The 21,278-nt window shown below is 31.8% G+C and carries 14 protein-coding genes; 1 reads left to right on the forward strand and 13 read right to left on the reverse strand.

Annotated elements, in window-relative coordinates; translation table 11 throughout:
- Positions 1–149 precede the first annotated feature (149 nt).
- Complete coding sequence (gene rpsT, locus M9407_RS02105; RefSeq protein WP_250236851.1) at positions 150–416, forward strand: 30S ribosomal protein S20; 267 nt, start codon at positions 150–152, stop codon at positions 414–416.
- A 69-nt stretch (positions 417–485) separates the two neighbouring features.
- Here rpsT and dnaJ read toward each other — a convergent pair whose 3' ends face one another.
- The 13 genes from dnaJ to nusA form a co-directional block, all read right to left on the reverse strand.
- On the reverse strand, positions 486–1,613 hold the full coding sequence (gene dnaJ / locus M9407_RS02110) for a molecular chaperone DnaJ (RefSeq protein WP_250236852.1): 1,128 nt from the start codon (positions 1,611–1,613) through the stop codon (positions 486–488).
- Between the two features lie 123 nt (positions 1,614–1,736).
- The gene (gene dnaK / locus M9407_RS02115; RefSeq protein ID WP_250231521.1) at positions 1,737–3,650 is read right to left on the reverse strand and encodes a molecular chaperone DnaK; all 1,914 of its coding nucleotides are present in this window, start codon (positions 3,648–3,650) and stop codon (positions 1,737–1,739) included.
- 413 nt (positions 3,651–4,063) lie between these two features.
- A complete protein-coding gene (gene thrC / locus M9407_RS02120) occupies positions 4,064–5,365 on the reverse strand; it encodes a threonine synthase (protein ID WP_250236853.1) in 1,302 nt (433 codons plus the stop codon).
- On the reverse strand, positions 5,362–6,303 hold the full coding sequence (thrB, locus tag M9407_RS02125; RefSeq protein ID WP_250237413.1) for a homoserine kinase: 942 nt from the start codon (positions 6,301–6,303) through the stop codon (positions 5,362–5,364). Before thrB ends, thrC begins: the two co-directional genes overlap by 4 nt.
- Before the next feature lie 23 nt (positions 6,304–6,326).
- A complete protein-coding gene (gene thrA, locus M9407_RS02130) occupies positions 6,327–8,774 on the reverse strand; it encodes a bifunctional aspartate kinase/homoserine dehydrogenase I (protein WP_250236854.1) in 2,448 nt (815 codons plus the stop codon).
- A gap of 963 nt (positions 8,775–9,737) precedes the next feature.
- Positions 9,738–10,163, reverse strand: coding sequence for a DNA polymerase III subunit psi (locus tag M9407_RS02135; RefSeq protein WP_250236855.1), 426 nt, complete (start codon positions 10,161–10,163; stop codon positions 9,738–9,740).
- 159 nt (positions 10,164–10,322) lie between these two features.
- Positions 10,323–12,032, reverse strand: coding sequence for a DEAD/DEAH box helicase (locus tag M9407_RS02140; protein WP_250236856.1), 1,710 nt, complete (start codon positions 12,030–12,032; stop codon positions 10,323–10,325).
- Between the two features lie 594 nt (positions 12,033–12,626).
- Positions 12,627–14,726 (reverse strand): polyribonucleotide nucleotidyltransferase, encoded by a 2,100-nt coding sequence (gene pnp, locus M9407_RS02145; RefSeq protein WP_250236857.1) that lies wholly within the window; start codon positions 14,724–14,726, stop codon positions 12,627–12,629.
- A gap of 180 nt (positions 14,727–14,906) precedes the next feature.
- Positions 14,907–15,176 (reverse strand): 30S ribosomal protein S15, encoded by a 270-nt coding sequence (rpsO, locus tag M9407_RS02150; RefSeq protein ID WP_250231529.1) that lies wholly within the window; start codon positions 15,174–15,176, stop codon positions 14,907–14,909.
- 330 nt (positions 15,177–15,506) lie between these two features.
- Entirely contained in the window at positions 15,507–16,289 is a 783-nt protein-coding gene (gene truB, locus M9407_RS02155) for a tRNA pseudouridine(55) synthase TruB (RefSeq protein WP_250236858.1), read from the reverse strand.
- A gap of 34 nt (positions 16,290–16,323) precedes the next feature.
- A complete protein-coding gene (rbfA, locus tag M9407_RS02160) occupies positions 16,324–16,698 on the reverse strand; it encodes a 30S ribosome-binding factor RbfA (RefSeq protein WP_250236859.1) in 375 nt (124 codons plus the stop codon).
- A 78-nt stretch (positions 16,699–16,776) separates the two neighbouring features.
- Positions 16,777–19,449 carry a translation initiation factor IF-2 gene (gene infB, locus M9407_RS02165; protein WP_250236860.1) on the reverse strand — a complete coding sequence of 891 codons (2,673 nt, stop codon included), beginning with the start codon at positions 19,447–19,449 and terminating at the stop codon, positions 16,777–16,779.
- A 27-nt stretch (positions 19,450–19,476) separates the two neighbouring features.
- A complete protein-coding gene (gene nusA, locus M9407_RS02170; RefSeq protein ID WP_250236861.1) occupies positions 19,477–20,991 on the reverse strand; it encodes a transcription termination factor NusA in 1,515 nt (504 codons plus the stop codon).
- Positions 20,992–21,278 lie beyond the last annotated feature (287 nt).

Genomic DNA, 21,278 nt, shown 5'->3' on the forward strand with positions numbered 1-21,278 from the left:
TAATTATTAAAATAGATTTATAAAAACATTTACAAACATGATGACAATTGTATTGAAAATACAAAATAATAATTGTAATATATAATGCATAAATATAGTATAGGGCATGTGTGTGATTAAAATTTTAACATTTTCAGGGATATCTTATATTGGCCAACACTAAATCAGCTCAAAAATCTCTTATGAAATCAAAGCAGCAACGCAAGTATAATGCAAGCCGGAGATCTATGTTGCGTACCTTTATAAAAAAAGTATACACGGCAATTGAATCTAAAGATAAGACAGCCGCAATAACTGCATTCGTTTTTATGCAAAAAATAATAGATCGTCAGGCTTGTAAAGGTTTAATTCATAAGAATAAAGCCGCTAGATGTAAATCTAGGGCATATGCCCGTATCAGATATATGGGTCTTTAACTTAAGTAAAAGAGAAATATAACAAAAACATTTAAAATTATATAGTTTTGACAACATCACAGTAAGCAATCAACGAGTGAGATCATCGAAGAATTTTTTTACGCCATCAAAAAAACTTTTAGATCGCGGGCTGTTTCGGTTTCCATGAGGTCCCTCAAGACTATCTGACAAATCTTGAAGTAATCGTTTTTGTATATCATTTAATTTCACAGGAGTTTCTACCACCACTCTACATAACAAATCGCCATTACCACCGCTTCGAACTGATTTTACTCCTTTTCCTCTCATACGAAATAATTTTCCAGTTTGCGTTTCAGGAGGAATTTTTAATTTTACCCTCCCATCTAAAGTTGGGACCTCAATTTCTCCTCCCAAGGCTGCCATAGAAAAACTAATTGGTACTTCACAATAAAGATTTTTTTCTTCTCTATCAAAAATTGGATGTTTTCTAATTTGCACTTGAACATACAAATCTCCTGAAGGTGCTCCATTTTTTCCAGATTCACCTTCACCTGATAAACGTATACGGTCCCCCGTGTTTACACCGGCTGGAATTTTAACAGAAAGAGTCTTAGATCGTTCTACTCGTCCATTTCCGCGGCATCGATTACAAACTTCTTTAATAATTTTCCCATGTCCATGGCATGCGGGGCAAGATTGCTGTACAGAAAAAAAACCTTGTCGTATTTGAACTTGTCCTTGACCATGACATGTCATACAAGTAATTATATCCGAATTTGATCTCGCGCCGCTTCCACGACATTTCTCACATGTTGATAAAGTTGGTATGCATATTTCTTTAATAATTCCACGAACTGCATCCTCTAAACTTAACTCTATATTATAACGTAAGTCTGATCCTCTACCTGAGCGATTCCTTCTATTTCCTCCAAATATATCCCCAAACACATCACCAAAAATATCGCTAAAATCCGCTCCTCCTGAATTTGCTGTTGACCCCATACTTCCTGATTCAAACGCTGCATGACCATACTGATCATAAGCTGCGCGCTTTTCTGAATTACTTAATACTTCATATGCTTCTTTAATTTCTTTAAATTTTGTTTCAGCTGTAGTATTTCCTGGATTACGATCTGGATGAAATTTCATTGCCAGGCGTTTATAGGACTTTTTGATTTCACGCTCATCCGCATTCTTGGAAATGCCCAAAATCTCATAATAGTCTGATTTAGCCATGGTTTCCTTTATGTCCCTTTGTATACCTATTCATTTAGTAATACATTTATAGATTCAACATGCTTTTTATTTATAATTTTAATAATTACTCTTCTCCTGCTATAAATTTATTTTTTAAAAATATTATTTTTTATTCTTTATTTCTTCAAATTCTGCGTCTACCACTTCTCCATTTGGATCGGAAGTGCTATTAGAAGACTGAGATTTAGATTGCTCTTGATGTTTTTGACTGGCTTCTAATAATTTTCCAGAAACTTTAATTAAAGATTGAATTTTGGATTCAATTTCATTTTTATCTTCGTTTTTTATAACTGATTCTAATTCTTTTAATGCGTCTTCTATAGAAGACTTATCATCTAGTGATAGATTATCACCAACTTCCGTTAATTGTTTTTTGGTACTATGCAATAAATGATCAGCTTGATTTCGAATTTGCACCAACTCTTCAAATTTACGATCTGATTCAGCATTAGCCTCTGCTTCTTGAACCATTTTATTAATTTCTTCTTCATTTAAACCAGAAGAAGCTTTAATAGTAATTTTTTGTTCACGCCCACTATTTTTATCTTTAGCCGATACATGTAAAATACCATCAGCATCAATATCAAAAGTCACTTCAATCTGGGGTATACCACGCATTGCCGCTGCTATTCCATCTAAATTAAATTGGCCCAATGATTTATTATCACTTGCTCTCTTTCTTTCTCCTTGTAAGACATGAATAGTGACGGCAGATTGATTATCTTCAGCGGTAGAAAAAATTTGACTATGTTTGGTAGGAATAGTAGTATTTTTAGCGATTAACGAAGTCATAACACCCCCCATCGTCTCAATCCCTAAAGATAATGGAGTCACATCCAACAACAACACATCTTTTACATCTCCAGACAATACCCCTCCTTGCACTGCCGCTCCGATAGCAACAGCTTCGTCAGGATTAACATCTCTGCGTGGCTCTTTTTGAAAAAATGCAGATACTTTTTTTTGAACAAGAGGCATACGAGTCTGTCCGCCTACTAAGATAACATCATTTATATTGGACACAGACAAATTAGCATCTTTGAGTGCTACCTTCAGCGGCTCCATAGTACGATTAACTAAATCTTCTACTAAGGACTCTAATTTAGCACGAGTTACTCTAATATTCATATGCTTCGGTCCAGTATTATCTGCTGTAATATATGGTAAATTCACATCAGTTTGATGCGAAGTAGATAATTCTATTTTTGCTTTCTCTGCTGCTTCTTTCAGTCGTTGCATTGCTAACGGATCATTATACAAATTAATACGTTGATCTTTTTTAAATTCATCTGCTAAATAATTTATTAAAAGGCTATCAAAATCTTCCCCACCTAGATGAGTATCTCCATTAGTAGATAGTACTTCAAAAGTTTTTTCTCCATCAACATCATCAATTTCAATTATTGAAATATCAAAAGTTCCCCCTCCTAAATCATATACTGCAATTGTACGATTACCCCTAGTTTCTTTATCTAAACCATAAGCTAATGCTGCAGCAGTCGGTTCATTTATAATTCTTTTAACCTCTAAACCAGCAATACGTCCAGAATCTTTAGTAGCTTGACGTTGAGCATCATTAAAATACGCCGGAACCGTAATAACTGCTTCAGAAATTTGTTCTCCAAGATAATCTTCTGCGGTCTTTTTCATCTTTTTTAAAATTTCAGCGGAAACCTGAGGAGGCGCCATCTTTTGACCTTTAACATCTAACCAAGCATCCCCGTTATTAGCAGAAATTATTTTATACGGCATGATTTTCACATCACGCTGTACTTCTGTATCTTGGAACCGACGACCAATCAATCGTTTAATAGCAAACAAAGTATTTTTAGGATTAGTAACAGACTGTCGTTTGGCTGGTTGACCAACCAAAATCTCTCCATCTTGTGTATAAGCAATAATAGAAGGAGTTGTGCGATCACCTTCACTATTTTCTAATACACGAGGTTTATTTCCTTCAATAATTGCAACACAAGAATTGGTTGTCCCCAAGTCTATGCCAATAATTTTTCCCATCTATACATCTCCACTGAAAAGTCAATTTAACCACACCATGCACCTGATATGCGGTCGAAACTGTACTTTTCAACCTTAAAACAAATTTGTTTTCAAAACTTTTCAAAAAAACATTATATGAATTTAAGATAATTAATTATTTTGTAAACATCACTAATAAAATTATAAAATACCCATATACAACAAACGGATTATTCATATAATATTTGATTTTATTCATCGCTACTCTTCGCGAAACACCATCTTGTTATACATCTGTATCAATATGAATATTGATACAGATGTATAACTATATTGACATATATTCTGAATAATTATTTATAATATTATTAAATTCATTAATGAACGCAAAAATATAAAAAACACTGAATTTTAGTATAATACATATATGTTTGTAGTATACACATAATATTTTAAGATATTATTTTTAAAATTAGGTTACGTAACGAAGAAAAACATTTAGATATTTCATACGATAAAATAGGTAATTTCATACGTTCTTTTAATACAACTGGTAATATTACTTGTATCTTTTTTTTCAAAAAATTTTCTACTAACTCTTTAAATTTAACAGGGTGAGCAGTACCAAGACATATACCAAATTCATCAGAATGTAATTTATCACATAGTAATCGATACGCTACAGCGGTATGAGGTTCAGAAAGATATCCTAAATCTGCAATTTCTTGGACTGTCTTCTCGGTGAGAAGATCATTAACACACCCATATTCCAATTCTTTAATGGATTTATTTTCTCGACGAAACAATTCTTCTATTCTCGACCAATTATTTGGAGAACTTACATCCATAGCATTAGAAAACGTTGAAACGGTAGGACGAGGTTCCCAATAACCATACTCTAAAAATCTAGGTACAGTATCATTAATATTAGTAGCAGCAATAAATTTCTTAACTGGTAATCCAGAAGATTGAGCTAATAATCCTGCTGTTAAATTTCCAAAATTACCACTAGGAACCGCAATAACTAATTTATTGCGCATTTGATGTGGTAATTGTGATACCCCTTCAAAATAGTAACAAATTTGAGCCAATAATCGACCAATATTAATGGAATTAGCAGAATTTAAATCTAATGTCTTTCGCAGTACGCTATCATCAAAAGCTTGCTTAACTAAACGTTGGCATGAATCAAAATCTCCGTTTACTGATATTGTAGAAACATTACCTCCTAAAGTGCAAAATAATTTTTCTTGTAATACACTAATCTTACCTCTAGGATAAAGAATTATAACATGTATATTACTTAAATTCAAAAAAGCATGGGCTACTGCAGCGCCTGTATCTCCAGAAGTAGCAGTTAAAATAACCATCGGTTTATCAAAGTGATGATTAGTCTGATTTAACATTTGCGCCATTAATCGGCTTCCAAAATCTTTAAAAGCCAAAGTTGGGCCGTGAAAAAGTTCTAAAACTGCAATATTATTATTTATATACACTAATGGGACTGGAAAATTAAAAGCATTTTTAACACAAGTTAATATACTACTTTTTGATAATTCAGGGCCAATATATTTAGATAAAATATGCGTACTGCGTTCTATAAAACTCATTTCTAAAAGAGAATTTATTTCAAATATAGAGAATTTTGGAAGATCTTCTGGGAAAAATAACCCCTGATTTTTTCCTAATCCCTGCAAGAGAGCTTGAGTAAACGTGACTTGTTCACTATGTTGTTGAACATTATATAGTTTCATTCATTATTCACCATAATACGTGCTCCAAGTTTATCTAAAGAACAAATTCGAACAAAACCTGAATTATTTTGTAAATAAAAACGCGATAACCAATCAGAAATATCTTCGATTACGTAGTGATTATTACATAATACAAAAACTGTTGGGCCAGATCCTGAAATACCACAAGATATAGCACCTCTTTTCATAATATTATAACGTATACAAGATAACTCAATTGGAAACAATCGCGATCGATAAGGTTCCGCAATGATGTCCTTCATACATCTAATTGCTAAATATTCTTGCTTAGTATGGCAAGCATGTATAAATCCGGATAAGTATTGACTATGATTGATACAATCTTCACGATCATATTTATTTGGTAATACTGATCGAGATGCTGCTGTAGATATTTTAATACCTGGATATGCTACAATCCACAACCAATCATCAAAGCTAGGAATTACTTGATTAACGGTATCACAATTCTGCAAAATTAAACGCATACCTCCTAAAAAACAAGGAGACACATTATCAAAATGAATTGAACCAGAAATTTTACCTTCCATTTCCCCCATTAGCATGAGCAACTGATCTGTATTAAGTGGGCATCCACAATGATAATTCATTGCTACCAACACAGCTACTATGGAACAAGCGCTAGAACCCAAACCAGAAGAAACAGGAATATTTTTTTCCAATTTAATACTTAAAAAATATGTTTTTCCTAAAATTTCACAAAATTTCCTCCAACATTGGAATACGATATTTTCTTCTAATTGTACTGGCAATTGACTATGAAAAAATCCTGTACTTTTTAAACTAAATGCATTAGCATTTTCAATGCTAATGCAATCTCCAAGTAAGCTACCATTTATTGGAGCAATTGCCATGCCTAACGTATCAAACCCCACTCCAATATTACCAATAGACGCTGGCGCATAAACTCTGACCATATCAACACCCATCCTTACTTTTATCATGATAAAGTGCGTAATAAATCTGCAAATACCCCTGCTGCTGTAACATCATTGCCTGCGCCATAACCACGTAATACCAATGGTAACGGTTGATAATACCGAGTAAAAAATGCAAGAGCATTTTCTCCATCTTTTACTTTAAATAATGGATGATTATTGTTTATAGATTCAATTTGCACGCGACACTGTCCTGCCTGTATATTCCCAACATAACGCAATACATGTCCTAACTTATAGGCCCTCTGAGCCTTATCAGAAATAATATCATCTAGTAAAGACAATTTTTCAAAAAAACTATCTGTATCACTTTTACTTATAAAATTATGTGGTATTACTGGATCGACCTGAATATCATTTAATTCTAATTCATACCCCACTTCTCGTGCTAAAATTAATAATTTTCTAGCTACGTCTATACCAGAAAGATCATCTCTGGGATCCGGTTCAGTATAACCTTTCTTCTGGGCTAATAAAGTTGCAGCAGATAATGATAATCCTTCATCTAATTTGCCAAAAATAAACGATAAAGACCCAGACAAAATACCTGAAAAACTGATTAATTCATCTCCAGCATTTAACAAATTTTGCAAATTTTCTATAACTGGTAATCCAGCTCCGACATTGGTATCATATAAAAATTTCCTTCGTGATTTTATCACAATATCCCTAAGTTTTCTATACTGCTCCATAGATCCGGTATTAGCTTTTTTATTTGGTGTGATCACATGACAACCATTTAACAAAAAATCCACATAATAATCAACTACGTCAATACTACTAGTGCAATCAGCAATAACTGGATTTAACAAATGATTTTCTTTTATAGTTTCTATCAATTTTTTTAAATTACAAGATTCATGAGTTTTCTTTAGAGATGATTCCCAGTTATTTAAATCAATCCCATTTATATCAATACACATCATTCGAGAATTAAGAATACCACATACTCGTAAGTCAATATGTTTATTTTTTAACCAAAGTCTCTGACGTCGAATTTGTTCTATTAAAGCAGTACCAACTCCTCCAGATCCAATAATAAATACTTCTATTAGTTGATCAGTACTAAATAACATTTGATGAGCTACTCTAATTCCAATAGCAGTAACATTGTTTTTTACCACCACCGAAATAGAACGTTCTGAAGATCCTTGAGCAATTGCAATAATATTAATATTAGCGCGAGCTAATGCCTCGAACAATTTGTTAGACAAACCAAGTTGAGTACGCATACCATCTCCCACAACTGAAATGATTGCGAGATCTCGTATCACATCTATTGGCTCCAAAAGTCCATTTTTTAATTCTAAATTAAATTCTTCATTTAATGCAGTGCAAGATTTTGATAATTCTTGATAAGGCACGCAAAAACTTATACTATACTCAGAAGATGATTGCGTAATTAACACTACTGAACATATGGCCTTAGACATTGCAGAAAATACACGAGCGGCCATGCCAATCATGCCTTTCATTCCTGGCCCAGAAATATTTAACATTACCATATCATTTAAATATGTAATTCCTTTAACTATATTAGTTGTATCATTATTAATTGGGCCAATTAATGTTCCAGGAGCATGAGGTTTGAAAACATTTTTTATTAAACAAGGTATATGAAATTGAGCAATCGGCACAATAGTGCGTGGATGTAAAATTTTAGCCCCAAAATAAGAAAGCTCCATAGCCTCTTGATAAGATAATGAATTTAATAATTTTGCATTAGGTACTTGATGCGGATCACAGGTATAAATACCGTCTACATCTGTCCAAATTTCACAACGACTAGCATCTAAACAAGCCGCTAAAATCGCAGCTGAATAATCAGAACCATTGCGACCTAAAGCAACTAATTCACCCTGCTCATTTCCTGCGGTAAATCCAGCCATTAACATAATATCTAAATGAGAAATAGGTATATTTTTAATACGCCGTGCAGATTCTTCAATATTTACCATAGAGGTCAGATATTCCCTTCCTTGTGCTATAAGATTGTCCACTGGATTAATAACAATTATTTGGAGATGCCTCGCATTTAACAGCCCTTCCATTAAAATAATGGACAACTTTTCCCCCAAACAAATAATATTAGCATTTATATTATCTGGGCAAAATTTTAACAACGAAATTCCATGTAGTAAATTTTTTAAATGAATAAACTCTTGCTCTAATATAAGACGCAAAGTTATATGATTAAATCCTGGTTGAATCTGCGCTATATCTTCCAACAAAGTATTAAAAATAGTTTCTATATTGTAAATATGTTCTAACACAGAACTGCCATTTAATGTACGATCAATGACTGATACTAGATAATTAGTAACCATTGCAGGCGCCGATAACACCGCTGCTATTTGTTCTTCTTGAGCGTTTTTTTCAAGAATATTGGCGACATGAATAAACTGATTTGCATTAGAAAGCGCAGTGCCACCAAATTTCAATACTCGCATGTCTTATCTCCTAACTATGACTCTAATATCCTAAATTTTTATTAATAAAAATAGACAGCAAAGATCACATAATGTTTATCCGTATTACTACTATGTTTTATTAGATAAATAATTATAATAAGTAATTAGAAACTAGAACAAACACACATTATATCCAATTATATCATTATATTAATTAATGTAGTACTATCTACAATAAAAACTTTTTTAAAAATAATCAATTATTTATTTAAATATATTAAAGTTTTATTAATGTAGTAATATCTGTTTTGATAAAAATTATCAAAATGTATATTTACCTTCATATACGTAAATATTTTTTATAAAGTATATACAATGCAGATGCATTCATTAAAAATAGATCAGCTATTCATAATAGACCGGTTTCAATAATATTAATGTATTTGTATACTTAAATATTCTTATATTTACACATAAAATACACTAGTTTATTTTAATGAAAATAGTAATAAAAAATAAAATTACTCATTCTCAATGAGATATTGATATTCTATAAAAATATATTATTACGTTCCTTGATATAAAAATATCAAATATTGATAAAAATCAAAAATTAAAGTAGAACTAAATAGATTAATTAAAATAATAAATTTTATAATTCATGCTTAGACATCATGTTGGTTTGTTGAATCACATTTAATATTAATTTTTTAATTGGAAATAATTTCAAACGTTTTTAGTAAAAACCCGCATATAAATTGCACTCATACTATAAATACTCTACCAATTGATAATTATTGTTAATTTGAAAATTAATATAATTTAATAGAATCAGGATATAAATGCTATTCATCTAGTAAATTTTACTTACATTACATCAAATTCTTAGTATACCGTGATCTCAATTGTATATGCGCAATTTTTAAAAAATTAGAAATAAAGATAATATCGCCATACTATTTTAATATATTTTTATTACTGATAAAATATTAATTAAATAATTTAAGCATTCAATCTAATATCACTAATTTGTCGCCATAAATCACGCTTTGCGTGAATATCACATTTTAATATTGGCAATGATGGAGTAGTTAGACATATACTATTCAAATTATTTGATATTACTTTAGTGCCAATCCACCAACAATAACAAGAAAATTCTGATGGAATAATTAAAATTTTAATTTGGTCAATAGTCAACGCGTATACTTCTCTAGGATTAATCCGCATGGCACGTATAACATCTTTAACAAAAGGATCATCTAATAATATCGGAAAATCCGATGATATTAATAACAAACGAAGACATGGCCATAACTTAATCGGATTTATATTATCTAAAACTACAGGATATCGTAACTTCCACAGCGTAATACCTAATTCCTGAAAAACAAACGTATGTGGTTTATTTCTATTATTAGCAAGCATAGTCATTCATATTTAACATATCATCATTTAGCACGACTAATATAAATAATTTATTCTGACAATAATATTTATACATTTAATACATGTACTAAAAATAATTAATTTAAGCATGGTATTGTTTTAGCTGATTCATATATATTCCGATTAAACATTTTATTGTTAATGTACATCGTTACATGAAGATATACTACCTAAAAACTTTATATTTATTGGTTTATTTAAAATACGGGCATGAGACAACTGCGTTAGTATTTTGTTGCTAGATAACCCTTTGTCTAACTCAATAATAGCATGAAAAGAAAATAATTTAATATTACCTATTTCGTGATACCGAATATTATCAATTTTATTCGAAAGTACTCTAATAATATGACGTATTTTAACTCCATCATTACGCCCTACTGATATGTGATAAGCATCCATATTATCAGAAATTTTAGATTGCAACCTAGTTTTAATAACTCTATTATCGATACAAAAATAATTTTGACGATTGCTATTTATACGCATTTTAGAAACTGATCGATTTTTAATAATCGGATCTGGAGGTAATACCAATGGCCGATTTCCTTGCGCTATTTTCAGCAAAACCGCTGCTAAATTTTCCATTGTCAAGTCTCGCCTCGGTTTTATTTGGGGCAATAGAGATCGATACACATCCAAATCATCATTATCGATACTTAATTGATATTCTACCTTATTTGTAAATCTCGATAACCGACAATCAAATAAAGTTTTAGAGGTAGGATACTGAACCTCTGCAATTTTTAAGTTTATTTTACGTTCAATATGGCGCAACAAACGATATTCTTTATGCTCTACAAATAATAAAGATTTTCCCATGCGTCCTGCTCTACCAGTTCTACCTATACGATGTATATAGGCGTCAGAATTTATTGGTATATCATAATTTATTACTAAACTAATACGATGAACATCTAATCCACGCGCAGCAACATCAGTAGCTATAAGAATATCTAATCTTCCATGCCGTAATCGATCTAATGTCTGGTGTCGTGCTGTTTGATTCATATCTCCATTCAAAGCCGCGCTATTATAACCAAATCTCTCTAATATTTCGGAAATCTCCAACGTTGCATATTTAGTACGAACAAAAACAATAGCTGCATCAAAATCTTCTGTTTCTAAAAAACGCATTAAAGCGTCATGTTTAGCGATTCCTGTATGCACTAACCAATAACTTTGTCTAATATTAGCACACATGCTAGTATTAGAATGAATAAATACTTCTTTTGGATTATTCATAAATCGATAACTTATACGCCGAATACCCATAGGTAAAGTAGCAGAAAATAATGCTGTTTGACGTTTAACTGGAATATTTTTAATGATACGCTCTACATCTTCAATAAATCCCATACGTAACATTTCATCAGCTTCATCTATCACTAAAGTTTTTAATTGAGATAAATTGGCAGTGCCACGGTTTAAATGATCTATTAATCTACCTGGAGTACTTACTATAATATGAGGTCTTTTACTTAAAGCATTTAATTGAATGCCATAACTTTGCCCTCCATATAAAGTAACAACATTTATTTTTTTCATATATTTTGCAAAATTAGAACACACTCTCCCAATTTGTATCGCTAACTCTCGAGTAGGCGTTACAATTAAACCTTGAGAACAAGAATTGTTAATATCAACATTATGCAATAATGGTAAAACAAATGCCGCAGTTTTTCCGCTACCTGTATGCGCCATTCCTAACACATCATATCCAGCTAATAAATATGGAATGCATTGAATTTGAATAGGTAAAGGTTTTTCATACCCAACATCATGTAAAACATTGACAATACAACGATTTAACCCTAAATCTATAAAAGAGTCTGCGGTTTTCGACATCTGGGATTACCTCATTTTAATAAACAATTAACTGTATAAAATACATATCAAAACCCTTTTAAAAAAAATACATAAAAATACACGCATAGACGGATTAAAGTTGTTTCAATAACAACGTTCTCGTCATACATATCCTGCGCTTGCAATAATAACTATAATTAAAATAAAATTAACAATATTGATTATAACTGCATGAATACGAGTATAAATTCCATTTCATAAAGAAGAAAAATATTAATTCGTGAAATGCTATGAAATATTAACCATATATTACTTTGTATAAAGTTTGCAATAGTGTATCATTAATTAAATCGATTATTTCCTTAGTACCCATATTTATCTTGTATTATAATTTATTTTATTAAACATCAAATGATTTGATTCGCTTGATTTTTAGGTTACAATATGAACTCTTATTATATTATTACCTTATATATGCCTTAATGTCATAACAAACTAATGTACTTAGATTGTTATGAATTTCAAGTCCCAACCTAGCTACACGGTTCGTTACCGATATTTTCTATACAAGCAGCCACGCAACTACAATTATCTTGTATACATAAACATATAAAATTTTATCATAGTAAAATACTATGTGCTTACTTGATGTACTCCTTTCATACTCAAACGAATTCGTCCTTGACGATCTATTTCTAATACCTTTACTAATACTTCTTGTCCTAATTTCAAATAATCAGTTACTTTATTTATCCTTCTTTCAGAAATCTGGGAAATATGAACTAATCCCTCTTTTCCAGACAAGATAGAAACGAATGCTCCAAATTCCACAATGTGACTAACTTTTCCAGTATAAATGGCTCCTATTTCAACGTTTGCAGTGATATCGTTAATTCTACGAATAGCTTGTTTTGCTTTATCATAATCTAAAGCAACTATTTTTATGACACCATCATCTTCAATATCAATAATAGTATTAGTTTCTTCAGTCAATGAGCGAATAACTGATCCTCCCTTTCCTATAACATCTTTAATTTTATCTGGATTCACTTTAATGCTATATATCCTGGGGGCAAATTTAGAAATTTCTTTCTTAGGAGACTCAATAATTTGTTCCATAATATCTAATATTTGCAGTCGAGCGTTTTTTGCTTTTTTTAACGCAATATTTATTATGTCATGAGTAATCCCAGCCGTTTTAATATCCATTTGCAACGCCGTTATACCTTGACGACTACCAGATACTTTAAAATCCATATCCCCAATATGATCTTCATCGCTAACAATATCAGATAATACCACGAAATCGCTTCCCTCCTTAATCAGCCCCATAGCAACACCGGCAACTGCTGCTTTAATCGGCACTCCAGCATCCATTAACGCTAAAGATGTACCACAAATAGACGCCATAGAGGACGATCCATTAGATTCAGTAATTTCTGATACTACCCGTATTGTATACGGAAACTCATTAGCGTTGGGCATAACCGCTAACATACCCCTTTTTGCTAAGCGGCCATGTCCTATTTCTCTCCTTTTTGGAGCTCCTATGACACCTGTTTCACCCACACAATATGGCGGAAAATTATAATGTAATAAAAATCTATCAACACGAGTACCAGTTAATCCATCAATATTCTGTGCATCGCGTTCCGTGCCAAGCGTAACAGCAACCAAAGCTTGAGTATCACCTCTAGTAAATAATGCTGATCCATGAGTACGCGGTAATATGCCTGTTTTTATATCTATTTTCCGAATTGTATCTTTTGAACGTCCATCAACACGTAATTTGTTCGTTAAAATACGATAACGAATTGATTGCGCTTCTAAGTAATTTAAAAGACACATTATTTCTTTTTCGTCTACGGCAGCATGCTGGTGGCTATTCAGCACGGTTCTTACTATATCTTTCTTAATACTATCAACTTGAGCATGACGCTCTTTCTTATCAAGAAAACAATATGTATCTTGCAAACGCGACTCATACAATTCAGATAAATATGTTTTTAAAGATATATTAACTTCCTTTTCATTCCAAGAATACTTAGTTTTTCCAACGTTTTTAACTAATTTATTAATATTATGAATTACTATTTGTTGTTGTTCGTGTCCAAATATGATAGCATCTAAAATTTCTTTTTCACTCAGCAAACACGATTCTGATTCCACCATCAAGATATTGGATTCAGTCCCTGAAATCACCAAATCTAACTTACTATTAGATAGCTCTGTCGTTGTTGGATTTAATACATATTGATTTTTAATATAACCAACTCTAGCTGCTCCAATTGGCCCAAAAAATGGAATATCAGATAAACTCAATGCAGCGGATACTCCTATTATTGCTACAATATCTGGATTTACTTGTGGATTTACTGATACTACTGTAGCAATTACTTGTACATCATTAATAAATCCCTTAGGGAATAACGGCCGAATAGGGCGATCAATCAATCGAGACGTTAACGTTTCGTTTTCACTTGGCCGACCTTCTCGACGAAAAAAACCTCCTGGAAATTTTCCAGCAGCATAAGTGCGTTCTTGGTAATTTACAACAAGAGGAAAAAAATCTTGTTCTAATCTTACTTGATTAGAACTAACTACCGTAACTAGTACTGTAGTATCACCCATACTCACCATGACTGCAGCATTCGCTTGACGAGCTATTGTTCCAATGTCTAAAATTACAGTATGCTGTCCATATTTAAATTTATGAATAATCGGATCTAACAAAATAATATCCTTTTTATAATTTAATATACAATTTTTAATATGTCTAAGTAATCATAAGAACATCATGATCTTAAATATAAAATTAACAAAATTTCATTTTTTAACTTATTCTCAAAAACCCCTCAATAAATAAAAAAAATACCGCTTAAAACATTTATATTCTTCACACACTAAATTACATTAGTGACGTAATCCTAAATTTCGTATTAAATTAGTATAATGTAACATATTATTTTCTTTTAAATATTTCAATAATCTTCTCCGATGAGCGACCATCTTAAGTAATCCGCGGCGACTATGATGATCTTTTTTGTGTTTTAAAAAATGATGTTTCAAATGATCAATACGTTCAGTTAACAGAGCAACCTGCACCTGAGTAGAACCAGTATCTTTAACGCTACGACCAAATGTAGAAATTATTTCTCTTTTTTTTTCAGCACTCCAAGACATGAACAGCACCTTTTATTTAAAAACTATATTTAATTTGAAGATACATTATATTTGAAAATTAAATTAAATAAAATTGAAATCAATATTCGATTTTCATTGCATTCCTCTATTTAATTAAAAAATAAATTAGATGAAAATAGAAAATATGTTTCTTTGTTTTGCACACTATCCGCATCTATTAGAAACATACAATAAACACTGTCTAATCTTTATAAAAACCACAGATAACACATATAATTAATTCATACGTTCACGTAATTTGATTTCATCAATTATCAAAATGTGTTCACTTTATATTTTTGGCGCGACGAACAACATACATAGATAATGTCAGCATTTTTCATGAAATATATTAGCAAACTCAAGCATAATCTTATTCATTGGTGTCAAGAATGCATCTAATTTGCAAAAAACTTGTACATCATCAAAAGAATCATCGCAAAAAATAGATTCCAAAGTTGCTAGATTTATCATAGAAGAAGAAATGTACTGTCCTACTGATAAACGACGTAATTCTATGACATGCGCTCCGCAACCTAAATACTCTCCAATATCATTCACCATACTACGAATATAAGTGCCTGTAGAACAATGGACATCTAATTCAATAATATTTTCTGTTTTTTTAATAAGATTCAGATTGTATATATGAATCGATCTGGGTTTTCTAGGAATATGTATTCCTTTTCTAGCGTATTTGTATAAAGGCAATCCACGATATTTTAATGATGAAAACATGGGAGGAATTTGGTTTCTTATTCCTCTAAATGATTCCAAACATTGTTCTAACATATAGTCATTTAACTGTACAGGTGACACACTAATAACTGTCCCATCTGAGTCAAAAGTATCAGTACTTACCCCCAACTGAGCGCTGACTTTATATCGTTTATCAGAATGTAACAAGTATTTAGCAAACTTAGTTGCTTTACCAAAACAAACAGGCAGCATTCCTGTTGCTAACGGATCCAAAGTACCGGTATGTCCTATTTTTTTGGCATTAAATAATTTTTTAATCTTATTTAATAAAAAACCAGAGGATATTCCTTTAGGTTTGTCCAATAATAAAATGCCATTAACATCTCTATTTCCTATATTGTTATATCGCTTCACTAGAAACCTTAATGCATTAATTTTGATTTTTATATCATAATCTTTTTGTAACAGAAATTAAACTATATACTTTTGATCCTTCGATTAGTGAAGAATCATACTTAAATAACAATATAGGCGCTACACGTAAGCGCATAGTATTAGCTAATAAAAAACGAATAAACCGTGAAGCACGTTGTAATATCATAACAGCAGTATCTATTTCCTCCGGACCTTCTTTATCAATAAAAGTCACAAAAATATTAGCATTTTTTAAATCGTTAGATACTTGAACTCCTGAAATAGTAGGCATACCTATGCGAATATCATCGATCCTATGCTGCAAGATAATAGAAATTTTTTTATGTATTTCCTGAGCAGTACGCTGAACACGATAACTTTGTTGAAAGTTTATCTCTTTATCTCCCATAAAAATAAATATATATATATTACGCGTGAATAAACACCCGATTATAAATAATCTAATAATGAACACACTTAATTTCAGTTATACATGAGACATTTTTACCATTTCAAACACTTCAATCATATCTCCCGAATGGATGTTATTATAATTTTTTATACCAATACCACATTCTATTCCACTGCGTACTTCATTAACATCATCTTTAAAACGCCGAAGTGACTCTAATTCACCTTCATACATTACTATATTATCTCGTATAACTCTAATTTTGTTATGGCGTTTTATCATTCCCTCAACAACTATGCAACCAGCAACATTTCCATATTTTGGAGAACGAAATACATTGCGTACTTTTGCTAAACCAATAATTTCATGTTTATATCGTGGTGCTAACATACCATGCACTGCTTGTTTTACTTCATCTATCAAATCATAAATTACTGAATAATAGCGAACATCTAACTGATCCAACTCAATTATACGCCGAGCAGTAGGATCTGCTCTAACATTAAATCCTAAAACAACCGCATTAGAAGCTGCTGCTAATACAACGTCAGTTTCAGTGATACCACCAATAGACGAAGACAAAATTTTTATTGTTACATCGCCAGTTGATAAATTTTTTAAGGATTCACGAATAGCCTCAGAAGAACCTTGTGTGTCAGATTTAACAATTAAATTTAATTCAGAAACCACACTAGTACTCTTGATACTGGCAAATATATTTTCTATATTAGGTTCTTTTTGACGAGCCAATTTTATTTCACGAGACTTGCCTTGACGATACAAAGCTACCTCCCGAGCTTTTTTTTCGTTACGAACTACAATCACATTCTCTCCAGCAGCAGGTGATCCTGATAAACCCAATAATTCAACGGGGATTGACGGTCCAGCTGAAGTAATGTCATGACCGAATTCATTACGCATAGCACGAACACGTCCATATTCTGTTCCGCATAAAATTATATCACCACATTTTAGTGTACCTTCACGCACCAGAACAGCAACTACAGGACCGCGTCCTTTATCTAAAAAAGATTCAATGACCATGGCTCTTGCCATACCATGATGTGCAACTTTCAATTCCAACATATCTGATTGCAATAAAATAGCATCTAATAAATTGTCTATTCCATTTCCTGAAGCAGCAGAAACATGTATAAATTGTGTATCGCCACCCCATTCTTCTGGAATAAGACCGTGGTTATTAAGATCATTTTTTATCCGTTCAGGATTAGATTCTGATTTGTCAATCTTATTTATTGCTACAACCACGGGCACATTGGTAGCCTTAATATGCTGTATTGCTTCAATAGTCTGAGGCATAACCCCATCATCAGCGGCTACTACTAACACAACAATATCCGTTATCTGAGCTCCACGAGCACGCATAGCGGTAAATGCTGCATGCCCTGGAGTATCAAGAAAAGTAATCATACCATTATTAGTACTCACATGATATGCGCCTATACTTTGCGTAATACCTCCTACTTCAGAAGAAGCTATTTTAGTTGAACGAATTCTGTCAAGAAGGGATGTTTTTCCGTGATCTACATGACCCATAATAGTAACTATTGGCGCTCTATTTTCGGTAGTAGCACCACAACTGGTTATATCAATAGCACGATCATTCATAATCAACTCTTCTAGTTCATTTTCACGACGTAAAATAACATTATGACCCATTTCCTCCGCCACTAGTTGAGCAGTATCTTGATCAATAATTTGATTAATTGTTGCTATTATACCTAATTGCATCATCACTTTAATAACGCGAGAGCTTTTTATGGACATCTTATTCGCTAATTCAGCTACACTTATAGTTTGCCCAATAATAATATCACGAGTAATTGTTTGAACAGGTTTATTAAAAACTTGTACTAATGCGCTTTGTTTACGCTTACTTTTATTAGCACGATTCGGAATATATAACTCTTCTTCTATACCAAATTCATCAGATGTTGCCTCATATAAACGATGATGATTATTCCTTTTATTTTGTTTAGTTAACTTCCCGCCATTTCGATATCTCGTACGCACACGAGAGCGATTTCTTCTTTCATTTTCTAATTTTTGATTATTATTTTTCTCTAGCAATTCAGGCGTACAATATAATTTACTATTATTGTAACTATCTCCGAAGTTAGCACGAATTGCATTTGTATTATTTAATTCAATATCCCAACAGTTTTTAGTCTTTTTTTTAAGCGACTGCGTTTCCTCTGATACTTGTAAAGACTTGGCTTCAGCTTTATGAGATATTTTTCCTATGACTTTTTCTTTATATTCTGTTAATTCAGAATAAGGATGATTCTTTTTGGAAATTTGTGTTAATGACAACGGGCTGGGAGTATTACTTATTTTTTTGTTGACCAATCTATTATTCTTTACAATTAAATTAGATGCTTCACGATTAGCATCAAAAACCATTTTGTTTTTTACATCAATAAACTCAGTTTCTTGTAAGGCAGATTGTACATATGTAAGTTTCTTTCGTATCTCTACTTGTACTTTTTTATTTTTACCGCCGACGCTAGATACACTTAAAATGCTACGTGTTTTTCGTTGTAATATTAATTTATTAGATATATCGCTTTTATTATCATTCATATACTTAAATAAAATTTCTTTTTCTCTTTGAGTTACAACACCTATTTCTGTTTTTAAAATGCCAATATATGAAAACCATTGTATTAATTGATCTACTGACATTTTCATTTCCACAGCAAACGATTGTATGGTGGTATCTGTCATGGCTTTCCTTAATTATTACTAATAATATTAATGTTTGTTATCATTACTAAACCAACAAATGTTGCGGGCTTCCATAATTAATTCTCCAATTTTTTCTTTAGTTAATCCTTCAATATCGGAAAGATCCGAAATATCTTGTTCAGCTAACTCTTCTAATGTAGAAATACCACGTTCAACTAATGTTAGTGCTAATTTATATTCAATATTAGGCAATCTCAATAATCCTGTAATAGGATGCACAACGGCAGTATAATTATCTTCCTGGATATCTTTTTCATGATGAGTCACAGAAAAATTTTTTAAAGCACTTTTTGCGCGATCCCTAATTATTTCTACTGTTTTTCTATCAAATTCTTTTATTGATAATAATTCTGTCATAGGTACATAAGCTAATTCCTCAAGCGAAGAAAACCCTGAATCAATTAAAATTTTAGCAAATTGCTCATTGATATTTAAAGCATGAATAAAAATATTGGTGATAGCACACATTTCAACTTGACGTTTCTTTTCCAACTCATCTACAGTCATAATGTTGAGTTCCCATCCACTTAATTGAGACACGAGACGAATATTTTGTCCATTCCTTCCAATAGCTTGAGGTAAATTAGATTCCTCTACTGAAATATCCATTGTATGCTTATCCTCATCTATCACAATAGACGCAACATCAGCAGGAGACATAGCGTTGATAACAAATTGAACAGGATTGTCATCCCATAATATAACATCTACACGTTCTCCTCCTAATTCACCAGATACAGCCTGAACACGTGCTCCTCTCATTCCTACACACGCTCCTACTGGATCAATACGCTTATCATTTGTTTTAACAGCAATTTTTGCTCGTGAACCAGGATCTCGCGCTGCAGCTTTAATTGTGATTAATTCTTCTCCGATTTCAGGTACTTCAATACGAAATAATTCAATCAACATTTCAGTTCTAGTACGACTTATAAGTAATTGAGGGCCCTTAAAATCTGGTCGCACCAAATAAAGAATACCACGAATTCTATCTCCCAATCTAAAATTTTCACGAGGTAACATTTCTTCTCTATTAATAATGCCTTCAGCATTATTTCCTAAATCTATACTTATACTATCTCTATTAATTTTCTTTACTATACCTGTAACAATATCACCCTGGCGATTTAAAAACTGTTCTATAATAATTGCACGTTCAGCTTCGCGTACCTTTTGAACAATAACTTGTTTTGCAGTTTGAGTTGTAATACGATCGAAACTAATAGATTCAATGACATCTTCAACGTAATCACAAATTTGAACTTTTGGATTCTCAAATCGAGCTGCATCTAATGTAATTTCTTTAGTAGGTTGAGTTACTTGTTCCACTACAATCCACCTCCGAAATGTATTAATCTGACCTGATTTACGATCAATTACAACACGAACTTCAATATCTTGTTCATATTTCTTTTTTGTAGCAGCAGCCAATGCTGTTTCTAATGCTTCAAAAATTTTTTCTTGAGGTACAGCTTTTTCATTAGAAACTGCTTCTATAACAGCCAAAATCTCTTTATTCATCCCAGTTTCTCAAAATGCTATTTCCTTAATAGCTATTGTATTATTATTGTGTAATTAAATTTCAAAAAATAACCCACCCCTACATCGTATTGAAAACATGATGTATTGCAATTTATCGGTTCAATTACAAACACTATGATTGTAATTGATACAAATTAATTTAATCGTCCTATTCATATCAGACAACCTTGTAACACATAACAGAATTCTATTCGATATTATAAAATTAATAAACCTTGAGAAATTTCCATAGAAAATAATCAGTGATCTACTTACTTGATAGGTAT

The sequence above is a fragment of the Blochmannia endosymbiont of Camponotus sp. genome (assembly GCF_023586365.1).
Lineage (GTDB): Bacteria > Pseudomonadota > Gammaproteobacteria > Enterobacterales > Enterobacteriaceae > Blochmanniella.

Bases quoted from the DNA above. Each gene is read 5' to 3' on its own strand.
- dnaJ (WP_250236852.1), bottom strand. From the start codon at position 1,613: ATGGCTAAATCAGACTATTATGAGATTTTGGGCATTTCCAAGAATGCG.
- dnaK (WP_250231521.1), bottom strand. From the start codon at position 3,650: ATGGGAAAAATTATTGGCATAGACTTGGGGACAACCAATTCTTGTGTT.
- thrC (WP_250236853.1), bottom strand. From the start codon at position 5,365: ATGAAACTATATAATGTTCAACAACATAGTGAACAAGTCACGTTTACT.
- thrB (WP_250237413.1), bottom strand. From the start codon at position 6,303: ATGGTCAGAGTTTATGCGCCAGCGTCTATTGGTAATATTGGAGTGGGG.
- thrA (WP_250236854.1), bottom strand. From the start codon at position 8,774: ATGCGAGTATTGAAATTTGGTGGCACTGCGCTTTCTAATGCAAATCAG.
- M9407_RS02135 (WP_250236855.1), bottom strand. From the start codon at position 10,163: ATGCTTGCTAATAATAGAAATAAACCACATACGTTTGTTTTTCAGGAA.
- M9407_RS02140 (WP_250236856.1), bottom strand. From the start codon at position 12,032: ATGTCGAAAACCGCAGACTCTTTTATAGATTTAGGGTTAAATCGTTGT.
- rpsO (WP_250231529.1), bottom strand. From the start codon at position 15,176: ATGTCTTGGAGTGCTGAAAAAAAAAGAGAAATAATTTCTACATTTGGT.
- rbfA (WP_250236859.1), bottom strand. From the start codon at position 16,698: ATGGGAGATAAAGAGATAAACTTTCAACAAAGTTATCGTGTTCAGCGT.
- infB (WP_250236860.1), bottom strand. From the start codon at position 19,449: ATGACAGATACCACCATACAATCGTTTGCTGTGGAAATGAAAATGTCA.
- nusA (WP_250236861.1), bottom strand. From the start codon at position 20,991: ATGAATAAAGAGATTTTGGCTGTTATAGAAGCAGTTTCTAATGAAAAA.